The 13,895-nt window shown below is 70.3% G+C and carries 11 protein-coding genes; 6 read left to right on the top strand and 5 right to left on the bottom strand.

Annotation, left to right across the window (positions count from 1 at the left end):
* Nucleotides 1-112: 112 nt before the first annotated feature.
* Nucleotides 113-790, bottom strand: a complete 678-nt coding sequence (locus AC5RUH_RS11535) for a Crp/Fnr family transcriptional regulator (protein ID WP_493966729.1) — start codon at nucleotides 788-790, stop codon at nucleotides 113-115.
* A gap of 248 nt (nucleotides 791-1,038) precedes the next feature.
* On the opposite strand from AC5RUH_RS11535, the gene AC5RUH_RS11530 reads away from it, so the two are divergent.
* Entirely contained in the window at nucleotides 1,039-2,223 is a 1,185-nt protein-coding gene (locus AC5RUH_RS11530; RefSeq protein ID WP_494128634.1) for a MarP family serine protease, read from the top strand.
* On the opposite strand, the gene AC5RUH_RS11525 is transcribed toward AC5RUH_RS11530, so the two are convergent.
* The 3 genes from AC5RUH_RS11525 to acs all read right to left on the bottom strand — a co-directional run bounded on the left by AC5RUH_RS11525 (nucleotide 2,220) and on the right by acs (nucleotide 5,930).
* Nucleotides 2,220-3,341 (bottom strand): DUF2332 domain-containing protein, encoded by a 1,122-nt coding sequence (locus tag AC5RUH_RS11525; protein ID WP_494076379.1) that lies wholly within the window; start codon nucleotides 3,339-3,341, stop codon nucleotides 2,220-2,222. The two genes, AC5RUH_RS11530 and AC5RUH_RS11525, sit on opposite strands and share 4 nt — an antisense overlap.
* Nucleotides 3,342-3,360: 19 nt before the next feature.
* Nucleotides 3,361-3,813, bottom strand: a complete 453-nt coding sequence (gene aroQ / locus AC5RUH_RS11520; RefSeq protein WP_494012851.1) for a type II 3-dehydroquinate dehydratase — start codon at nucleotides 3,811-3,813, stop codon at nucleotides 3,361-3,363.
* Nucleotides 3,814-3,950: 137 nt separating this feature from the next.
* Entirely contained in the window at nucleotides 3,951-5,930 is a 1,980-nt protein-coding gene (gene acs / locus AC5RUH_RS11515) for an acetate--CoA ligase (protein WP_494128625.1), read from the bottom strand.
* A 325-nt stretch (nucleotides 5,931-6,255) separates the two neighbouring features.
* Here acs and AC5RUH_RS11510 point away from each other — a divergent pair, with 325 nt between their 5' ends.
* The 3 genes from AC5RUH_RS11510 to AC5RUH_RS11500 are packed head-to-tail and all read left to right on the top strand — an operon-like array spanning nucleotide 6,256 to nucleotide 9,417.
* The gene (locus tag AC5RUH_RS11510) at nucleotides 6,256-7,902 is read left to right on the top strand and encodes a hypothetical protein (RefSeq protein WP_494128624.1); all 1,647 of its coding nucleotides are present in this window, start codon (nucleotides 6,256-6,258) and stop codon (nucleotides 7,900-7,902) included.
* Nucleotides 7,895-8,710 (top strand): endonuclease III, encoded by an 816-nt coding sequence (gene nth, locus AC5RUH_RS11505; RefSeq protein WP_494128623.1) that lies wholly within the window; start codon nucleotides 7,895-7,897, stop codon nucleotides 8,708-8,710. The genes AC5RUH_RS11510 and nth overlap by 8 nt, the downstream gene beginning before the upstream one ends.
* A gap of 2 nt (nucleotides 8,711-8,712) precedes the next feature.
* Nucleotides 8,713-9,417, top strand: a complete 705-nt coding sequence (locus tag AC5RUH_RS11500; protein ID WP_494025346.1) for an NUDIX hydrolase — start codon at nucleotides 8,713-8,715, stop codon at nucleotides 9,415-9,417.
* Nucleotides 9,418-9,556: 139 nt separating this feature from the next.
* Here the strand turns inward: AC5RUH_RS11500 and AC5RUH_RS11495 are convergent, their stop codons facing one another.
* The gene (locus tag AC5RUH_RS11495) at nucleotides 9,557-11,257 is read right to left on the bottom strand and encodes a bifunctional 3'-5' exonuclease/DNA polymerase (RefSeq protein WP_494128633.1); all 1,701 of its coding nucleotides are present in this window, start codon (nucleotides 11,255-11,257) and stop codon (nucleotides 9,557-9,559) included.
* A 116-nt stretch (nucleotides 11,258-11,373) separates the two neighbouring features.
* Here AC5RUH_RS11495 and ssd point away from each other — a divergent pair, with 116 nt between their 5' ends.
* Together ssd and AC5RUH_RS11485 are read left to right on the top strand one after the other, a co-directional pair.
* A complete protein-coding gene (gene ssd, locus AC5RUH_RS11490; RefSeq protein WP_494128622.1) occupies nucleotides 11,374-12,495 on the top strand; it encodes a septum site-determining protein Ssd in 1,122 nt (373 codons plus the stop codon).
* Entirely contained in the window at nucleotides 12,492-13,655 is a 1,164-nt protein-coding gene (locus AC5RUH_RS11485) for a TadA family conjugal transfer-associated ATPase (RefSeq protein ID WP_494128621.1), read from the top strand. Before ssd ends, AC5RUH_RS11485 begins: the two co-directional genes overlap by 4 nt.
* Nucleotides 13,656-13,895 lie beyond the last annotated feature (240 nt).

Genomic DNA, 13,895 nt, shown 5'->3' with positions numbered 1-13,895 from the left:
CAGCCCCGATGGGCCCGTGCCGGACGGCCAACGGCACCCACCATTTCAAGCCACGACGACGGCGGGGGCCCACCATCGGTGAGCCCCCGCCGTCGTACTTTTGTGTCGAAAATCAGCGCGAACGCTGGCGCAGCCGCTGGATGTCCAGGATGACTACCGCGCGCGCTTCCAGGCGCAGCCAGCCGCGCTGGACGAACTCGGCCAGCGCCTTGTTGACGGTTTCGCGGGAGGCGCCGACCAGCTGGGCCAGCTCTTCCTGCGTCAGTTCGTGTGCCACCAGGATGCCGTCCGTGGCGGGGCGGCCGAAGCGGTCGGCCAGGTCCAGCAGGGCCTTGGCTACGCGGCCCGGAACGTCGGAGAAGACCAGGTCGGCCAGCGAGTCATTGGTGCGGCGGAGGCGGCGGGCCAAAGCCTGCAGCAGCTGCGCCGACACCTCGGGGCGGGTCTCCAGCAAACCGCGCAGATTCTCGTTCTTCAGCCCGGCGAGGCGGGTCTCGGAGACGGCGGTCGCCGAGGTGCTGCGCGGGCTCGGGTCGAAGAGGGCCATCTCACCGAAGAGCTCGCCCGGGCCGAGGATGGCCACCAGGTTCTCGCGGCCGTCGGCAGCGGTGCGGCCCAGCTTGATCTTGCCGGAGACGATGAAGTAGAGCTGGTCGCCCTGGTCACCTTCGCGGAACACCGATGCGCCGCGGGACAAGTCGACCTCGGTCAGCTCGTCGGTCAGCGCGGCGAAAACGTCGTCGTCAAGAGTGGCAAAAAGAGGTGCGCGGCGAAGGATCTCTACGTCCATGAATTCTCCAAGTTAGTACTGTTCGGCTGGGGTTCAAGCTGCTCTCCCGTGGGGGCACTGTTCTCCATTTTGCCGTATGTAAAGCCCGTGTGACATCTTCCACAAGGCTTTTCGCTCCCAGAGGAGGAAAGCGCGGCATCGAGCACCGGCACGGGCTGCCGGAGGTGACAACCCGTAACGGCGGTTAATAATTCCCGCGGGCGGACCGCCTAGACTGATGCACATCCCACCGCAACGGAGAATGAGTGATTTTCGGCCTGACCATCCTGGACGTTGTCCTGCTGCTGATCCTCTTGGCGTACCTGGTCTCAGGTCTGCGCAAGGGGTTCCTGCTCACCCTCGGCGGCATCGCCGGCATCGCCCTGGGAGCGGTGGCAGCTTTCTTCGCCATCCCCCTGGTCAGTGAATGGGTCCCCGACAGCGCCTGGCGGCTGACCGCAGCCATTGCCGTGGCCATGTTGCTCGTGGTGCTCGGGCACGCCCTGGGAACGGGTATCGGCGCGGCCATCCGGCGCCGGATGGACTTCCCGCCGCTGCGGCCGCTGGACCGGCTGCTGGGCGGCTTGATGAATCTCGCCGTGACCGCGCTGGTGATCTCCATGCTGGCGTTCAGCCTGGGCACCATGGGCGTGCCGTTCATCTCGCAGCAGATAGCCGCGTCCAAGGTGATCGCGTCGATCGAAAACCTCACCCCGGATCCGGTGAAGGCGTGGGCGGCGCAGGTGCGCTCGATCGTTGTTGCGGACGGCATCCCGCTGGTCCTCGACCCGCAGGTGCCGCAGGAGTCGGCGCCGGTTCCCGATGCCAGCACCGATACCGCGGCCCTGAACGAGGCGGCGGCCTCCGTGCTGCGGATCGCGGGGACGGCCTTCCAATGCGGGCAGAACCAGACCGGGTCCGGCTTTGCGGTGGCCCCGGACCGCGTGCTGACCAACGCCCACGTGGTGGCCGGCGTCAACGAACCGGTGGTGGAGATCCCCGACGGCCGGGTGCTGCCCGGACGGGTCGTGTTCTTCGACCCGGTGCGCGACCTGGCCGTCCTGACCGTGGACGGGTTGGACGTGCGGCCGCTGCCGCTGGCGGGCGAACTGTCCGAAGGCGACCTGGCGGCGTTCCAGGGCTACCCGGCCGGCGGTCCCTTCCAGAGCAAGCCGGCCACCGTGCAGGGCCGTTCGCAGGTGCTGGTCCAGAACATTTACGGTGCGGACCCGTCGTCGCTCGAGGTCTACACACTGGCGGCGAACGTGCAGCAGGGCAATTCCGGCGGACCTTTGCTTGATGCGGACGGAAACGTGGCCGGCGTGGTCTTCGCCAAGTCCACGGAGGACGTGCCGGTGGGCTACGCCCTGACCCTGGCGGAGGTCCAGCCGGTCGTCGACGCAGCCCTCGGCTATCAGGAGACGATCTCCGCCGGCCAATGCGTGACCCGCTAGCGGCTCTCCTGCGGTAGCCAGTCCAGAAACTGGCCGTGCGGGCCGCTGACCGCCACCGGGCGCCCGTTGTGCGAGAGCAGGAAGCGGCCCCGGCGGGTCCGGTCGTCCAGGCCGGGAATGCCGGAGTCACCATCCGGCAGCGGCATCACGCCGGGACCTTCGTGCGCGAGCCAGTGCACGCCCCGCTCACGGATGAGCCCCTCCACCAGGGTGCGGAACCGCCGACGGTCCGGCTCGGGCAGGTAGGCCAGCACTGCCGAATGGAAGACGACGACGGCGGCATCCCCGGGCGCCCGGGCCACCAGTGCCGGCAGCTGCTGGGTCAGGTCGCCGGCCACCAGCCGGGCCGGTGTGCGGCGGGCAACCTCGATGGCCTGGTGCAGCCGACGGATGCGGAACTCCTGCCCCGGCCAGATCAGGGCCTCGAGCCAGGCGACGTCGTCGGCATCGTTAAGGTCCAGCGGATTCAGGTCGATTCCGGCGCGCCAGCGGACTTCGGGCAGCGACTCGGGCAGCGGCGGCCGGCCGGAGGTGGAGCATTCCAGCAGCGGCGGCTGAGCTTCACCGCCGGCGGGCGCGGCTTCCGCCCCGGCCCCCGCGGACGCCGATTCCGCCGCAGCCCCGGAGGGCGCCGTTTCCGCCCCGGCCCGGGCGGCAGGCGAGGACCGCGGCGCGAGGACCGCACCGCCGTCGTACTGGTAGCGGTACAGGTCGGGATAGAGCAACAGCCCCGCCGAGGCGCCCACCTCGATCAGCGCCAGCGGCTTGGCTTCGGAGGCGGCGATGGCCGCCAGGGACGGCAGGAAAACGGCGCAGCGGCCGGGTTCATTCGTCTGCGTGGTGCGCGCCAGTGCCACCTCCCGGACCGCGTCCCACCGCGACAGCAGGAAGTCGCGGAAGCCCGCGTACTCCGTCGCGCCGGCGCCAAGGGAGCGGGAGGCCGCCAGGATCAGGTTGGGCTGGCGCTTCGACGCGGGCAGGGCGTCGATCAGCGCCAGGACCTCGGGATCGTCGCTGATGCCCAGGGCCCATTCGACGTACACCGGGGACTGGCCTGCGGCCTCGTGCACGCCGAAGTTCCGGTACCAGCCGGCGGTGTCCCCTCGCTGTCCACCCATCGTCGCCGCGGCCGCTCCGCTACAGGGCCTCGGCGAGGTATTCGACCGCCAGCCGGTAGCCGGTGATGCCCGCGCCAGCGATGACGGCGTCCGCGATGCCGGAGATGTAGGAGTGGTGGCGGAACTCTTCTCGCCGGTGGATGTTGCTGATGTGAACTTCGACCACCGGGAGGGCCACGCCGGAGAGGGCGTCGCGCAGTGCCACGGACGTGTGGCTGTAGCCGCCGGGATTGATGACGATCGCATCGGCCGTGCCTCGGGCGGCGTGGACCGCGTCGATCAGCTCCCCTTCATGATTGGACTGCACGCACTCGGCGGTCCAGCCGCGGGCGGCCGCGGCGTCGGTGGCGAGCCGCTCGACGTCGGCCAGCGTGGCGGTGCCGTAGACGTCCGGTTCCCGCGTGCCCAGCAGGTTCAGGTTGGGGCCGTTGAGGATCAGGACGCGGCGGGTGCCGGGGATATCTGCAGTCATGCCTTTTACTATGCCTCAATCGCGTCTCGGGGGAGCTGACCTGTTCCAGCGGGGCGTCCTGGCCTCGCGGTGTGATGCCGTGGCCCGCCCGCCGCCAGGGGCGGGAGGGCCACGGCATTCAGCCGACTGTCCGGGCGTCAGGCCTTCAGCGAGGTCGCGATCTGCTGCATGACGGTGTTGTCCGCCAGGGTGGTGGCGTCGCCGACCTCGCGTCCTTCGGCCACGTCCTTGAGCAGGCGGCGCATGATCTTACCGGAGCGGGTCTTGGGAAGTTCCGGCACCACCAGGATGGTGCGCGGCTTGGCGATGGGTCCGATTTCCTTGCCGACGTGGGCGCGGAGGGTGGCGACGATGTCCGGGTCTTCCGCCGCGCCTCCTCTCAGGATGACGAACGCCACGACAGCCTCGCCGGTTGTTTCGTCCTTGGCGCCGACGACGGCGGCCTCGGCGACGGCGGGATGGGAGACCAGCGCCGACTCGATTTCGGTGGTGGAGAGGCGGTGGCCGGAGACGTTCATGACGTCGTCGACCCGGCCGAGCAGCCAGATGTCGCCGTCCTCGTCCTTCTTGGCGCCGTCGCCGGCGAAGTACATGTTCTCGAAGCGGGACCAGTAGGTTTCCTTGAACCGTTCCGGGTCGCCCCAGATGCCGCGCAGCATGGCCGGCCAGGGCTCGCGGATCACCAGGTAGCCGCCGTGGCCGTCCGGGACGGAGTCGCCAAGTTCGTCCACGACGTCGACGGCGATGCCGGGGATCGCGACCTGCGCGGAACCGGGCTTGGCGGCGGTGATTCCGGGCAGCGGGGCGATCATGTGCGCACCGGTTTCGGTCTGCCACCAAGTGTCCACAATCGGTGCCTTGTCGCCGCCGATGACCCGGCGGTACCACATCCAGGCCTCCGGGTTGATGGGTTCGCCGACCGAACCGAGCACCCGGATGGAGGACAGGTCGTACTTGGCCGGGATCTCCTCGCCCCACTTCATCATGGTGCGGATCGCCGTCGGGGCGGTGTAGAGGATGGAGACCTTGTACTTTTCCACGATCTCCCACCAGCGGCCCTGGTGCGGGGAATCGGGGGTGCCCTCGTACATCACCTGGGTGGCGCCGTTGATCAGCGGGGCGTAGGTGACGTAGGAGTGGCCGGTGACCCAGCCGATGTCCGCGGTGCACCAGAACACGTCCGTCTCCGGCTTCAGGTCGAACACCACCTTGTGCGTGTAGGCGCACTGGGTCAGGTAGCCGCCGGTGGTGTGCAGGATGCCCTTGGGCTTCCCGGTCGTGCCGGAGGTGTAGAGGATGAACAGCGGGTGCTCGGCGTCGTGCGGCACGGGCGTGTGCTCGGCCGAGGCGGTCTCCACTGTGTCCGCCCACCACACATCGCGACCCTCGTGCCAGTCCACGGGTTCGCCGTTGCGCTTGACCACCACCACGTTGGTTACCGTGTGGCCGGGGGCGGAGAGCGCCTCGTCCACGGCGGGCTTCAGCGGGGACGGCTTGCCGCGGCGCCAGGTGCCGTCGGCGGTGACCACCAGCTTGGCCTCGGCGTCATCGACGCGGGAGCGCAGCGCGTCGGCGGAGAAACCGCCGAACACCACCGAGTGCACCGCCCCGATCCGGGCGCAGGCCAGCATGCTGATCACGGCCTCCGGGATCATCGGCAGGTAGACGGCGACCCGGTCGCCCTTCGCCACGCCGAGGGACTCGAACGCGTTGGCGGCCTTCTTCACTTCCTCGGTCAACTGGGCGTAGGTGTACGTGCGGGTGTCGCCGGGCTCGCCTTCGAAGTGGATCGCCACCCGGTCGCCCAGCCCGTTCTCCACATGCCGGTCCAAAGCGTTGTAGGCCGCGTTCAGCTCGCCGCCGACGAACCACTTGGCAAACGGGGCGTCCGACCAGTCCAGCGCCTGGCTGAAGTCCGTGTCCCACGAGAGGACCTCGCGGGCCTGCTTGGCCCAAAAAGCCGGGCGGTCCGCCTCTGCGTCCGCGTAAACGTCCTGTTTGGCTACGGCTGCGGCGGCGAATTCAGCGCTGGGCGCAAATCTACGCTTCTCGTGGAGCAGGTTTTCCAGGGCGTCGCCGGTGGCGGCGGTCGACTGCGTTCCGTTGGCTTCAGACATGTGGGGGCCCCTTCGTCGTGCTGGGTCATTGGCGTGCCCCCGGCTTGTCAGCCGGGCGCACCTGCTGCTTGCCAGCCTAATCCTTTGTGCGCCGTCGGCGGTGTTGAGCGTCACACTGCACGATGTAAATGGAGGTGAATCTGCGGTGAACGGCACCCGGTGGCGCCGTCGCCCGCGGGAATCCGGCTAGTGAAGGGTGGGTTCCTTGACTACGCTGAGACCAGCGCCAGAAGGTTGCGCGGCGGCCCAAGCCCGCGGTGCAACCCGCAAAGACCCACGGCGGGCCCGGCCCGCGCTGCAACCGTAAACGACCGGAGGATCGAAGATGTCCCAGAGCTCCCAGACCCACGGCACGGCAGGAACTGCGGTGGCCGGCCCGTTCACCGTGCGAGACATGGTGGTGGGCGCCGGCATCGTCCTGCTTTTCCTCTCGTCGGTGATGCCCCTGCAAGTTCTCCAGGGCATCGGCGTGAACCTATGGAATTCAGGCGGCCTGTTCCAACTGGGGCTGGGCATCCTGCTTCCGGCGGTGGTCTTGGTCCTGTTTGTCGTGCGGCGGCTGGCCCCGCAGACGCCGCTGCGGGTGGGCTCTTTGTCGGTCGACCAATTTGCCTCGGTGGTCGCTTCGCTGGCGCTGGCGTTCTACTTCCTGACGATCGTTACCGTCTTCAGCGTTAGCGGAGTCATCGGATTCATCGGCGCGGTGGTGCTCTTTGCGGGAACCGTTTGCGCGCGCTGGATTCCGCAGCTTGCCGTCGATTTCGCCGGCCGTCCCGAGGCCGTCGCCCACCCCGTGGCGCGCGACGCTGTTCCGGCTGCACCCCGGCCGAAGCAACCCAAGCCCGCCACCGGGCAGCCCGGCGCGAACCAGCCCGGCGCGAACCAGACGGGGGTCGGACAACCGGCCGGCCACAGCGGAGCCGCCCGCCAGGGAACGGCCAGGGCAGGTGCCGTCCGGATTGACGATGCGGCGGAAGCGCGGGGCGCAGGGGTCCCCGCCGGTTCCGCAGCACCTGCTCCGTCCGGCGCACACTACGCCGGAGCGCAACAACCTTCCACCGGGCAGTTCGCTGCACCCTCGGGTAAGGGAGCGGCCGGAGTGGCAGGCGCCGCCGCGGCCGCCCACGCCATGAACTCGCCGGAACACGGCACCGGCACCGGCACCGCGACGATCGCGTCGGGACGGGACACCGACGCCAGCCCGATCAGCACGCAGCGGGCCGAGGACCTTGAACCGGACGATTCCCTGTCGCCGGGGGCGGCAGACGGTGAGGCCGTCGGCATCCCCGTGACCGCCGATGCGAGCGGATCCGCAACTGCGCGCGCCGCCGCGTCCTCGGCGAGCGGCGTGGCCACGGACGTCGGCTACTCCGCCGGAACTGTGGTGGGCGGATCTGCCGCGTCCGCCGGCGGCCGGCAATCCCGGGAGCCTGCCACAACGGGCCGCACCGGGGCCGCGGATCTTGCCGGCGGCACAGGCGAGCATGGCGCAGCCGAACGGCAGGACCAGTCGGCCGTTCCCGCCGGCGGGCCCGTCGGTGGTGCAGCCGCCGAGCCGGCCGCCGGTGCGGCCGTCGGCGGTGCAGCCGCCAAGCCCACCGGGGCCGGAGCCAGTGCCGCCACACCCGCTGCCGCCAACCAGACGACGACAGCAGCCACCACGGCCATGCCGTCGGTCGGGGAGAAGGTAACCGCCCGCGCCGGCGCCGACGCTGCCTCGGCGTCTGCTCCCATCAGCGCCACCAGGGAACACTACGAGGACGAGGAAGCCGAAGGGGAATACGAGGCCTTTTGGTTCGCCGTCGGGCGCACCCGCCCGGTGCTGGACGAGAACACCGGCCAGGTCATGTTCACGGTGGAGCCCGGGTCGTGGATCCTGGCGCTGCAGGACCGCGGCGACGAATTCCTGGTGCAGCACACGGACGGCCGGGTGGGCGTGTTGAGGGACCTGACGAACATTGAGCGTGCCTGATCGGGCGCCGGCCACCCGCCGGCGCAAGACCGAAGAGTCCCTGCTGGCGCGCAAACGCCGCGCCCGGCGGATCAACAAGGAGCTCGCCGAACACTACCCGTATGCGGTGGCGGAACTGGATTTCTCCAACCCCTTCGAGCTGCTCGTGGCGACCATCCTCTCCGCGCAGACCACCGACGTCCGGGTCAACATGACCACTCCGGTGCTCTTCCAGCGCTACCCGGATGCCCGCGCCCTCGCAGCAGCCGATGAGGCCGAACTGCAGGAGCTGATCAAGCCCACGGGCTTTTTCCGGGCCAAGTCCCAGAGCCTGCTGAAGATGGCCAACCAGATCGTCGACGAGTTCGACGGCGAGGTGCCGGGAAACCTGGACGACCTGGTCAAGCTCGCCGGCGTCGGCCGAAAGACGGCGAATGTGGTGCTGGGCAATGCGTTTGGGATCCCGGGGATCACCGTGGATACGCATTTCCTCAGGTTGTCCCGCCGCTTTGGGTGGACCGGGTCCACCGACGCGGTCAAGGTGGAATTTGATGTTGCGGAGCTGTTCGAGCCCAGGGACTGGACCATGCTCTCGCACCGTGTTGTTTTTCACGGCCGCCGGGTGTGCCACGCCCGGAAGCCGGCGTGCGGCGCCTGTCCCGTCGCCCAATGGTGCCCGTCCTACGGCGAGGGAGAGGTGGACCCGGAGAAGGCGCGGAAACTGCTGAAGTATGAACTCGCGCCGGGACGCGAAGAACTGCTGGCCCGGATGATGGCCGGGGAGACGAGGCGGGAGCTTCGCGCAGCGGGCTTTCCGCTGGGAGCCTGACGATGAGCGCCAAGCAGGACCTGCAGCGGCTGGTGGAGCTGCCGATGGACCAGCGGCTCTCCGTCCGCGAACGGGAGCGCTGGTACGACGTCGCGCTTGACCAGGGGACGGCGCGCCCGGCCGCGGTGCTCCTGCTCTTCGGCGCCCTGGACGACGCACCGGCCCACTTCCACGATTCGGCCGTCCCGGATGATCTTGACCTGCTCTTCGTGGAACGCGCCGCGGGCCTCTCCTCGCATCCCGGGCAGGTGGCGTTTCCGGGCGGCCGCATCGACCCCGACGACGACGGACCCGCCGCCGCGGCGGTCCGCGAAGCGGTCGAGGAAACAGGCCTGGACGCGGCCGGCGTCGAAGTATTGGGTGTCCTGCCGGACATCCCGCTGTCGGTCAGCAACTTTTTGGTGACGCCGGTCTTGGCCTGGTGGGCCGCTCCCTCGCCGGTCGACGTGGTCGACTTTGCCGAGTCGGCGCAGGTCTTCCGTGTGCCGGTCGCCGACCTGCTGGATCCTGCCAACCGGCGGATGTCGGTGCTCCGCCGCGGCGGCCAGGTTTTCCGCAGCCCCGCGTTCCTGGTCCACGGAGTGGTGGTCTGGGGCTTCACCGCCATACTGCTCAGTCACCTGTTTGACGACCTGGGATGGTCGTTGGACTGGGACAGGTCGCGCGAAATCCCGGCACCGATCGCCCCGCGCCCTGCGGCCGGCTGACGGCTGCCCCGCGCGCCCTGTAACCGGCTGACGGCTGCCCGCGCCCCTCCGGCCGGGCTGACGGTCATGGTCCGCGCCCTGTGGCCTGCGGCCGGCTGACGGTCATGGTCCGGTGGCCTGCTGGGGGAGGCACGCTGCCTTACTTGGCGTCGGCGTAGGAATCGACCACCGCCACACTGACCGGGAAGGCCACAGGGATGGCGCCGAAGACCAGGCGGGTGGCGGCAGCTGCGGATTCCTCCACCAGCCGGCAGGCCAGTTGGGCACGGTCCTCGCGGACGTGCAGCATGACCTCGTCGTGAAGGAAGAACACCATGTCCCCCACGAAGGTTCCTTCCGCCGCGCAGGCGCGCAGCCGCCGTCGTAATTCCGCCAGCCAGCACAGCGCCCATTCAGCGGCCGTGGACTGCACCACGAAGTTGCGGGTGAAGCGGCCGCGGCTGCGGGCCAAGGTATCGGCCCGTCGCTGCTCTTCGGCCGTGGAGGTGCGTTGGGAGGCCAGCCAGCGTTCCGACGGCGGAGGGCAGCTGCGGCCCAGGTAGCTGCTGACCACCTGCCCCGCCTCGCCGGCCCGGGCCGCGCGCTCGACCACCGCGATGGCCTGCGGATACGTCCGGGTGAGCTGGGGCATCAGCCGGCCGGACTCGCCGGTGGTCGCACCGTACATGGCCCCGAGCATCGCGATCTTCGCCTTGGCACGGTCGCCGCCGAATCCGGCGTCGGCAATGCCCTGGTAGAGATCCTTGCCACGGCCGGCCGCTGCCAGGGCCTCGTCCTGCGCCAGCACCGCCAGCACCCGGGGTTCCAGCTGCGCTGCGTCCGCGACGATGAGCTTGTGGCCGGGGTCAGGGCGGACGGCGTCCCGGATCTGCCCGGGTATCTGCAGGGCCCCGCCGCCGCGTGATGCCCATCGCCCGGTGACCACGCCGCCCACTACGTACTCGGGCCGGAAGCGGCCGTCCCGGACCCAGGCGTCCAACCAGGCCCAGCCATTGGCAGTGAACAGGCGGGCGAGCTTGCGGTATTGCAGCAGCGGCTCGATTGCCGGATGGGTGTGCTGCTTCAATTCCCAGGAGCTGGTGGTTTTGACCTCGATGCCGGCCCGGTGCAGGGCGCGGATGAGCTGCTGCTGGGAGTCGGGGTTGAACGTGGGATTGGCCAGCTCCTGTCCGAGCCTGACGGCGAGCTCCTCCAGCTTGTCCGGCCGCTGGCCTTCCCGCGGGCGTGCCCCCAGTTGGTCCGTAAGGATGGCCAGGTGCACGTCCTCGCGCCACGGCACGCCGGCGTGCTCCATCTCGGTGGCGATCAGGGCGCCTGCCGATTCGGCCGCCAGCAGCAGCTGCAGCCGGCCGCGGTGGACCGACGCGGCCACGGCCGCCAACTGGTCCTGCAGCTCGGCCACGAGGTCCTCCAGGTCGGTGCCGCCGGGCTGTGGTTCGTCAAAGAGGGTGAACTGGTCCGGGGACTGCTGCGGCGGCGGTAGCTGACGCGGCAGCTCTTCGTCCTGATGCGCGGCCGGCGCCTCCCGCAGCGTGCGGACATACCCGGTGTCCGGGGCGTGGACCGACAGGGCCAGGATGTTGCGGGCGAGCGTGAGATCGTGGCTGCGGTCCACGCCCGTGCCGGCGGCCAGCAGCGGCTGATACGCGGCGCGCGTGGCTTCGAAGACCCAGCGGGGTCCCTCGCCGTCCAGGCTTCGAACCGTCGAGGCGAGTCGTCCCTGAGGCACGACGACGGGCGGCCCGGAGGGGGTGCCGTGCGCGTCGGTGCGCTGCAGGTAAGCGACGGGTTCTGTGCCCTCCGGCACGGAAATGTTCCGCGCGGCGGAGGCCAGGACCATGTACACACCTCAATTCTGCACCGACCGGTCCTCCACACGCCCCAAGCCGTCCCTTGCGGCCCACATCCGGAGTTGTCGTGGCGGGCGCGGGCCGGGAGTTCAGCGAAGATCGGGGCATGCCAGGACACCACACCGCCGCGGAGCGGTCCCGCTGGAAACCCGCGGAAGCGACGGACGTCGTCCTCGTCGGCGGCACCGACCGGCTGCGGGATGAAGTGGCCAGGATCGCCGCGGCGGCCGGGCTGGCACTTCGCCCCGACGGACGCCCCGACGGATTGCAGGGGGCCCCGGATGATGCCGCTCGTGGGGCCGCCCCGATGCTGCTGGGCACCGCCGGGCATCACCGGGTGCAGCGGACCAACGGGGACATCATCGTGGTCGGATTCATCGACGAGGCACCGGCCCTCTGGGATCTGGCGGCCTCCACGGGGGCCGGGCGGGTGGCGGTGCTGCCCGAGGGTGCGGTGTGGCTGGCGGAATACCTGAGCCGGACCTGGCGGCGTGAAACGGCCGGGAAGGTGGTTGCCGTGCACGGGGCCAGCGGTGGAGTAGGGGCCTCTGCCCTGGCCGCCTGGCTGGCCGCGGAGGCTGCCCGCTCGGGAACGGCCACGGTCTTGGTGGACGACGACCCGCTCGGCGGAGGGCTCTCGGCGGCCCTGGGTGCCGCCGACGTCCCGGGCCTGACCTGGCCGGATCTGGCGGCGGTGCAGGGAACGGTGAACCCGGTCCAACTGGCGGCGTCCTTGCCGGCGACCGGCGGATTCTCCCTGCTGTCTTGGCCGGGGACAGGGGACCCCGTCCTGCACGGCACCCCGCAGGACGGGGCGGCGGCGGAGATCATGGCGGCCGCGTCAGGCGCTTTCGGCTTGGTGGTTGTCGACACCGGACGGCTGAGGAGACCGCCCCAGACCGGGCCTCCGGCCAACGATACTGTGCTGCTGGCCCGGACGGACAGCCGCTCCCTGCGGGCCGCGGCGGCCGCGGCGGCAGCGGCCGAAGCCGGAACAAACCTGCACTTGGTTGTGCGGGGACCGTTGCCGGCCGGAGCCGACGAACAGCTGATCGCCGACGAGCTGGGGGTGCCGTTGGCCGGCTATGTGCCGCACCTGCGCGCGGTCCCGGCGGCACAGCGGGGAGGGCGCCTGCTGGATCTGGCCTCGAACAGGCGGATCCGCGCGTTGTGCGCCGGCCTGCTGGCGCGCCTGAACCCCGCACCGGGGCAGGGCAGCGGGTCATGAACGGGGCGGGACGCAGGCGGGCTGCCCCGGCAGCGGTCTCCGCCATCGGTTTGGAGCCCTTCCGCCGCGCGGTGCTCTCCGATCCATCGCCGGTGACGGGAGCCCGACTGGCAGCAGCCGTTCAGTCGAGCGGCCGTTTGCTGGGAACGGCCGGGACGCTGCAGGCGGTGGACTCACTGGCCGCAGACTTGCGCGGACTGGGGCCGCTGCAACCGCTGGCGGATGCGGGAGCCACGGACATCCTGGTGAATGGTCCGCAGGACGTCTGGACCGACGGCGACGGCGGTCTGCTCCGTGCCCCCGTCGCTTTCGCCGGCGACGCCGAGGTCCGGGCGCTGGCCGTACGCCTGGTCGCAGCCGGCGGGCGCAGGCTCGACGATGGGAACCCGTGCGCGGATGTGCGCCTTGCGGGTTACCGGGTCCATGCCGTGCTGCCACCGGTTTCGACCGGCGGGACGCTGCTCTCGATCCGGCTCCATCGTCCGCGCCGCTTCACGCTCGCGGAACTGCTCACCGCCGCGCCGCAGTGGCAGCCCTATCTCGAAGCCGTCGTCGGGCAGCGCCTGAACTTCCTGATCTGCGGAGCCACCGGGTCAGGCAAGACGACCTTGCTTTCGGCGATGTTGGGGGTCGCCGGCCCGCAGGAACGGATGGTCTTGGTCGAGGATGCCGCCGAACTGGCCCCGGACCATCCGCATGTGGTGGGCCTGCAGAGCCGGACCAGCAACGTCGAGGGCACCGGGTCGATCGGCATGGCGGAACTGGTTCGGCAGGCCCTGCGGATGCGGCCGGACCGGCTGGTGGTCGGAGAGTGCCGGGGAGCCGAGGTCCGCGAGTTCCTTGCGGCGATGAACACCGGCCACGCCGGAGCCGGCGGCACCATCCACGCAAACTCCGCCGCGGCCGTCCCGGCCAGGCTGGCGGCCATGGGCGCGCTCGCCGGGATGAGCGCCGAAGCGGTCGTACTTCAGGCGGCGAGCGCACTGGACCTGGTGATCTCGATGCACCGGACCGGGGAAGGGCGCTGCGTGCGGGAGATTTGCCTGCTGCGGCGCGATCCTTCGGGTGGCTTGCAGACCATTCCGGCGCTGGCCGCTGACGGAGCCGGCATCAGGCACTCGCCCGGATCAGACGAACTCAGCGAACGGCTGTTCCCGTGACCGGCCTCGCGGTATTCCTGTTGAGTGCGGCCGCCTGCCTGTTGCTGAGGCCGGGTCGCGGATCCCGGTCGGCGGAGGCGCGCCGCGGCCCAAGGCGTACCCTGGCCGGCAGCGGGACGCGGCGCCGGTCCGCCGGCGCCGAATTGGACCTGCTGCCCCTCTTCGTGCGGCAGCTGGCCGCGCTGTTGAGTTCCGGGCGCACGCCGGCCCAGCTCTGGCCGGATATGCTCTCGTTCTACG

It is taken from the genome of Arthrobacter sp. Y3223166 (assembly GCF_059090935.1).
The sequence above is the reverse complement of the archived record's forward strand: the minus strand, read 5'-3'. Positions and strand labels throughout refer to the sequence as shown.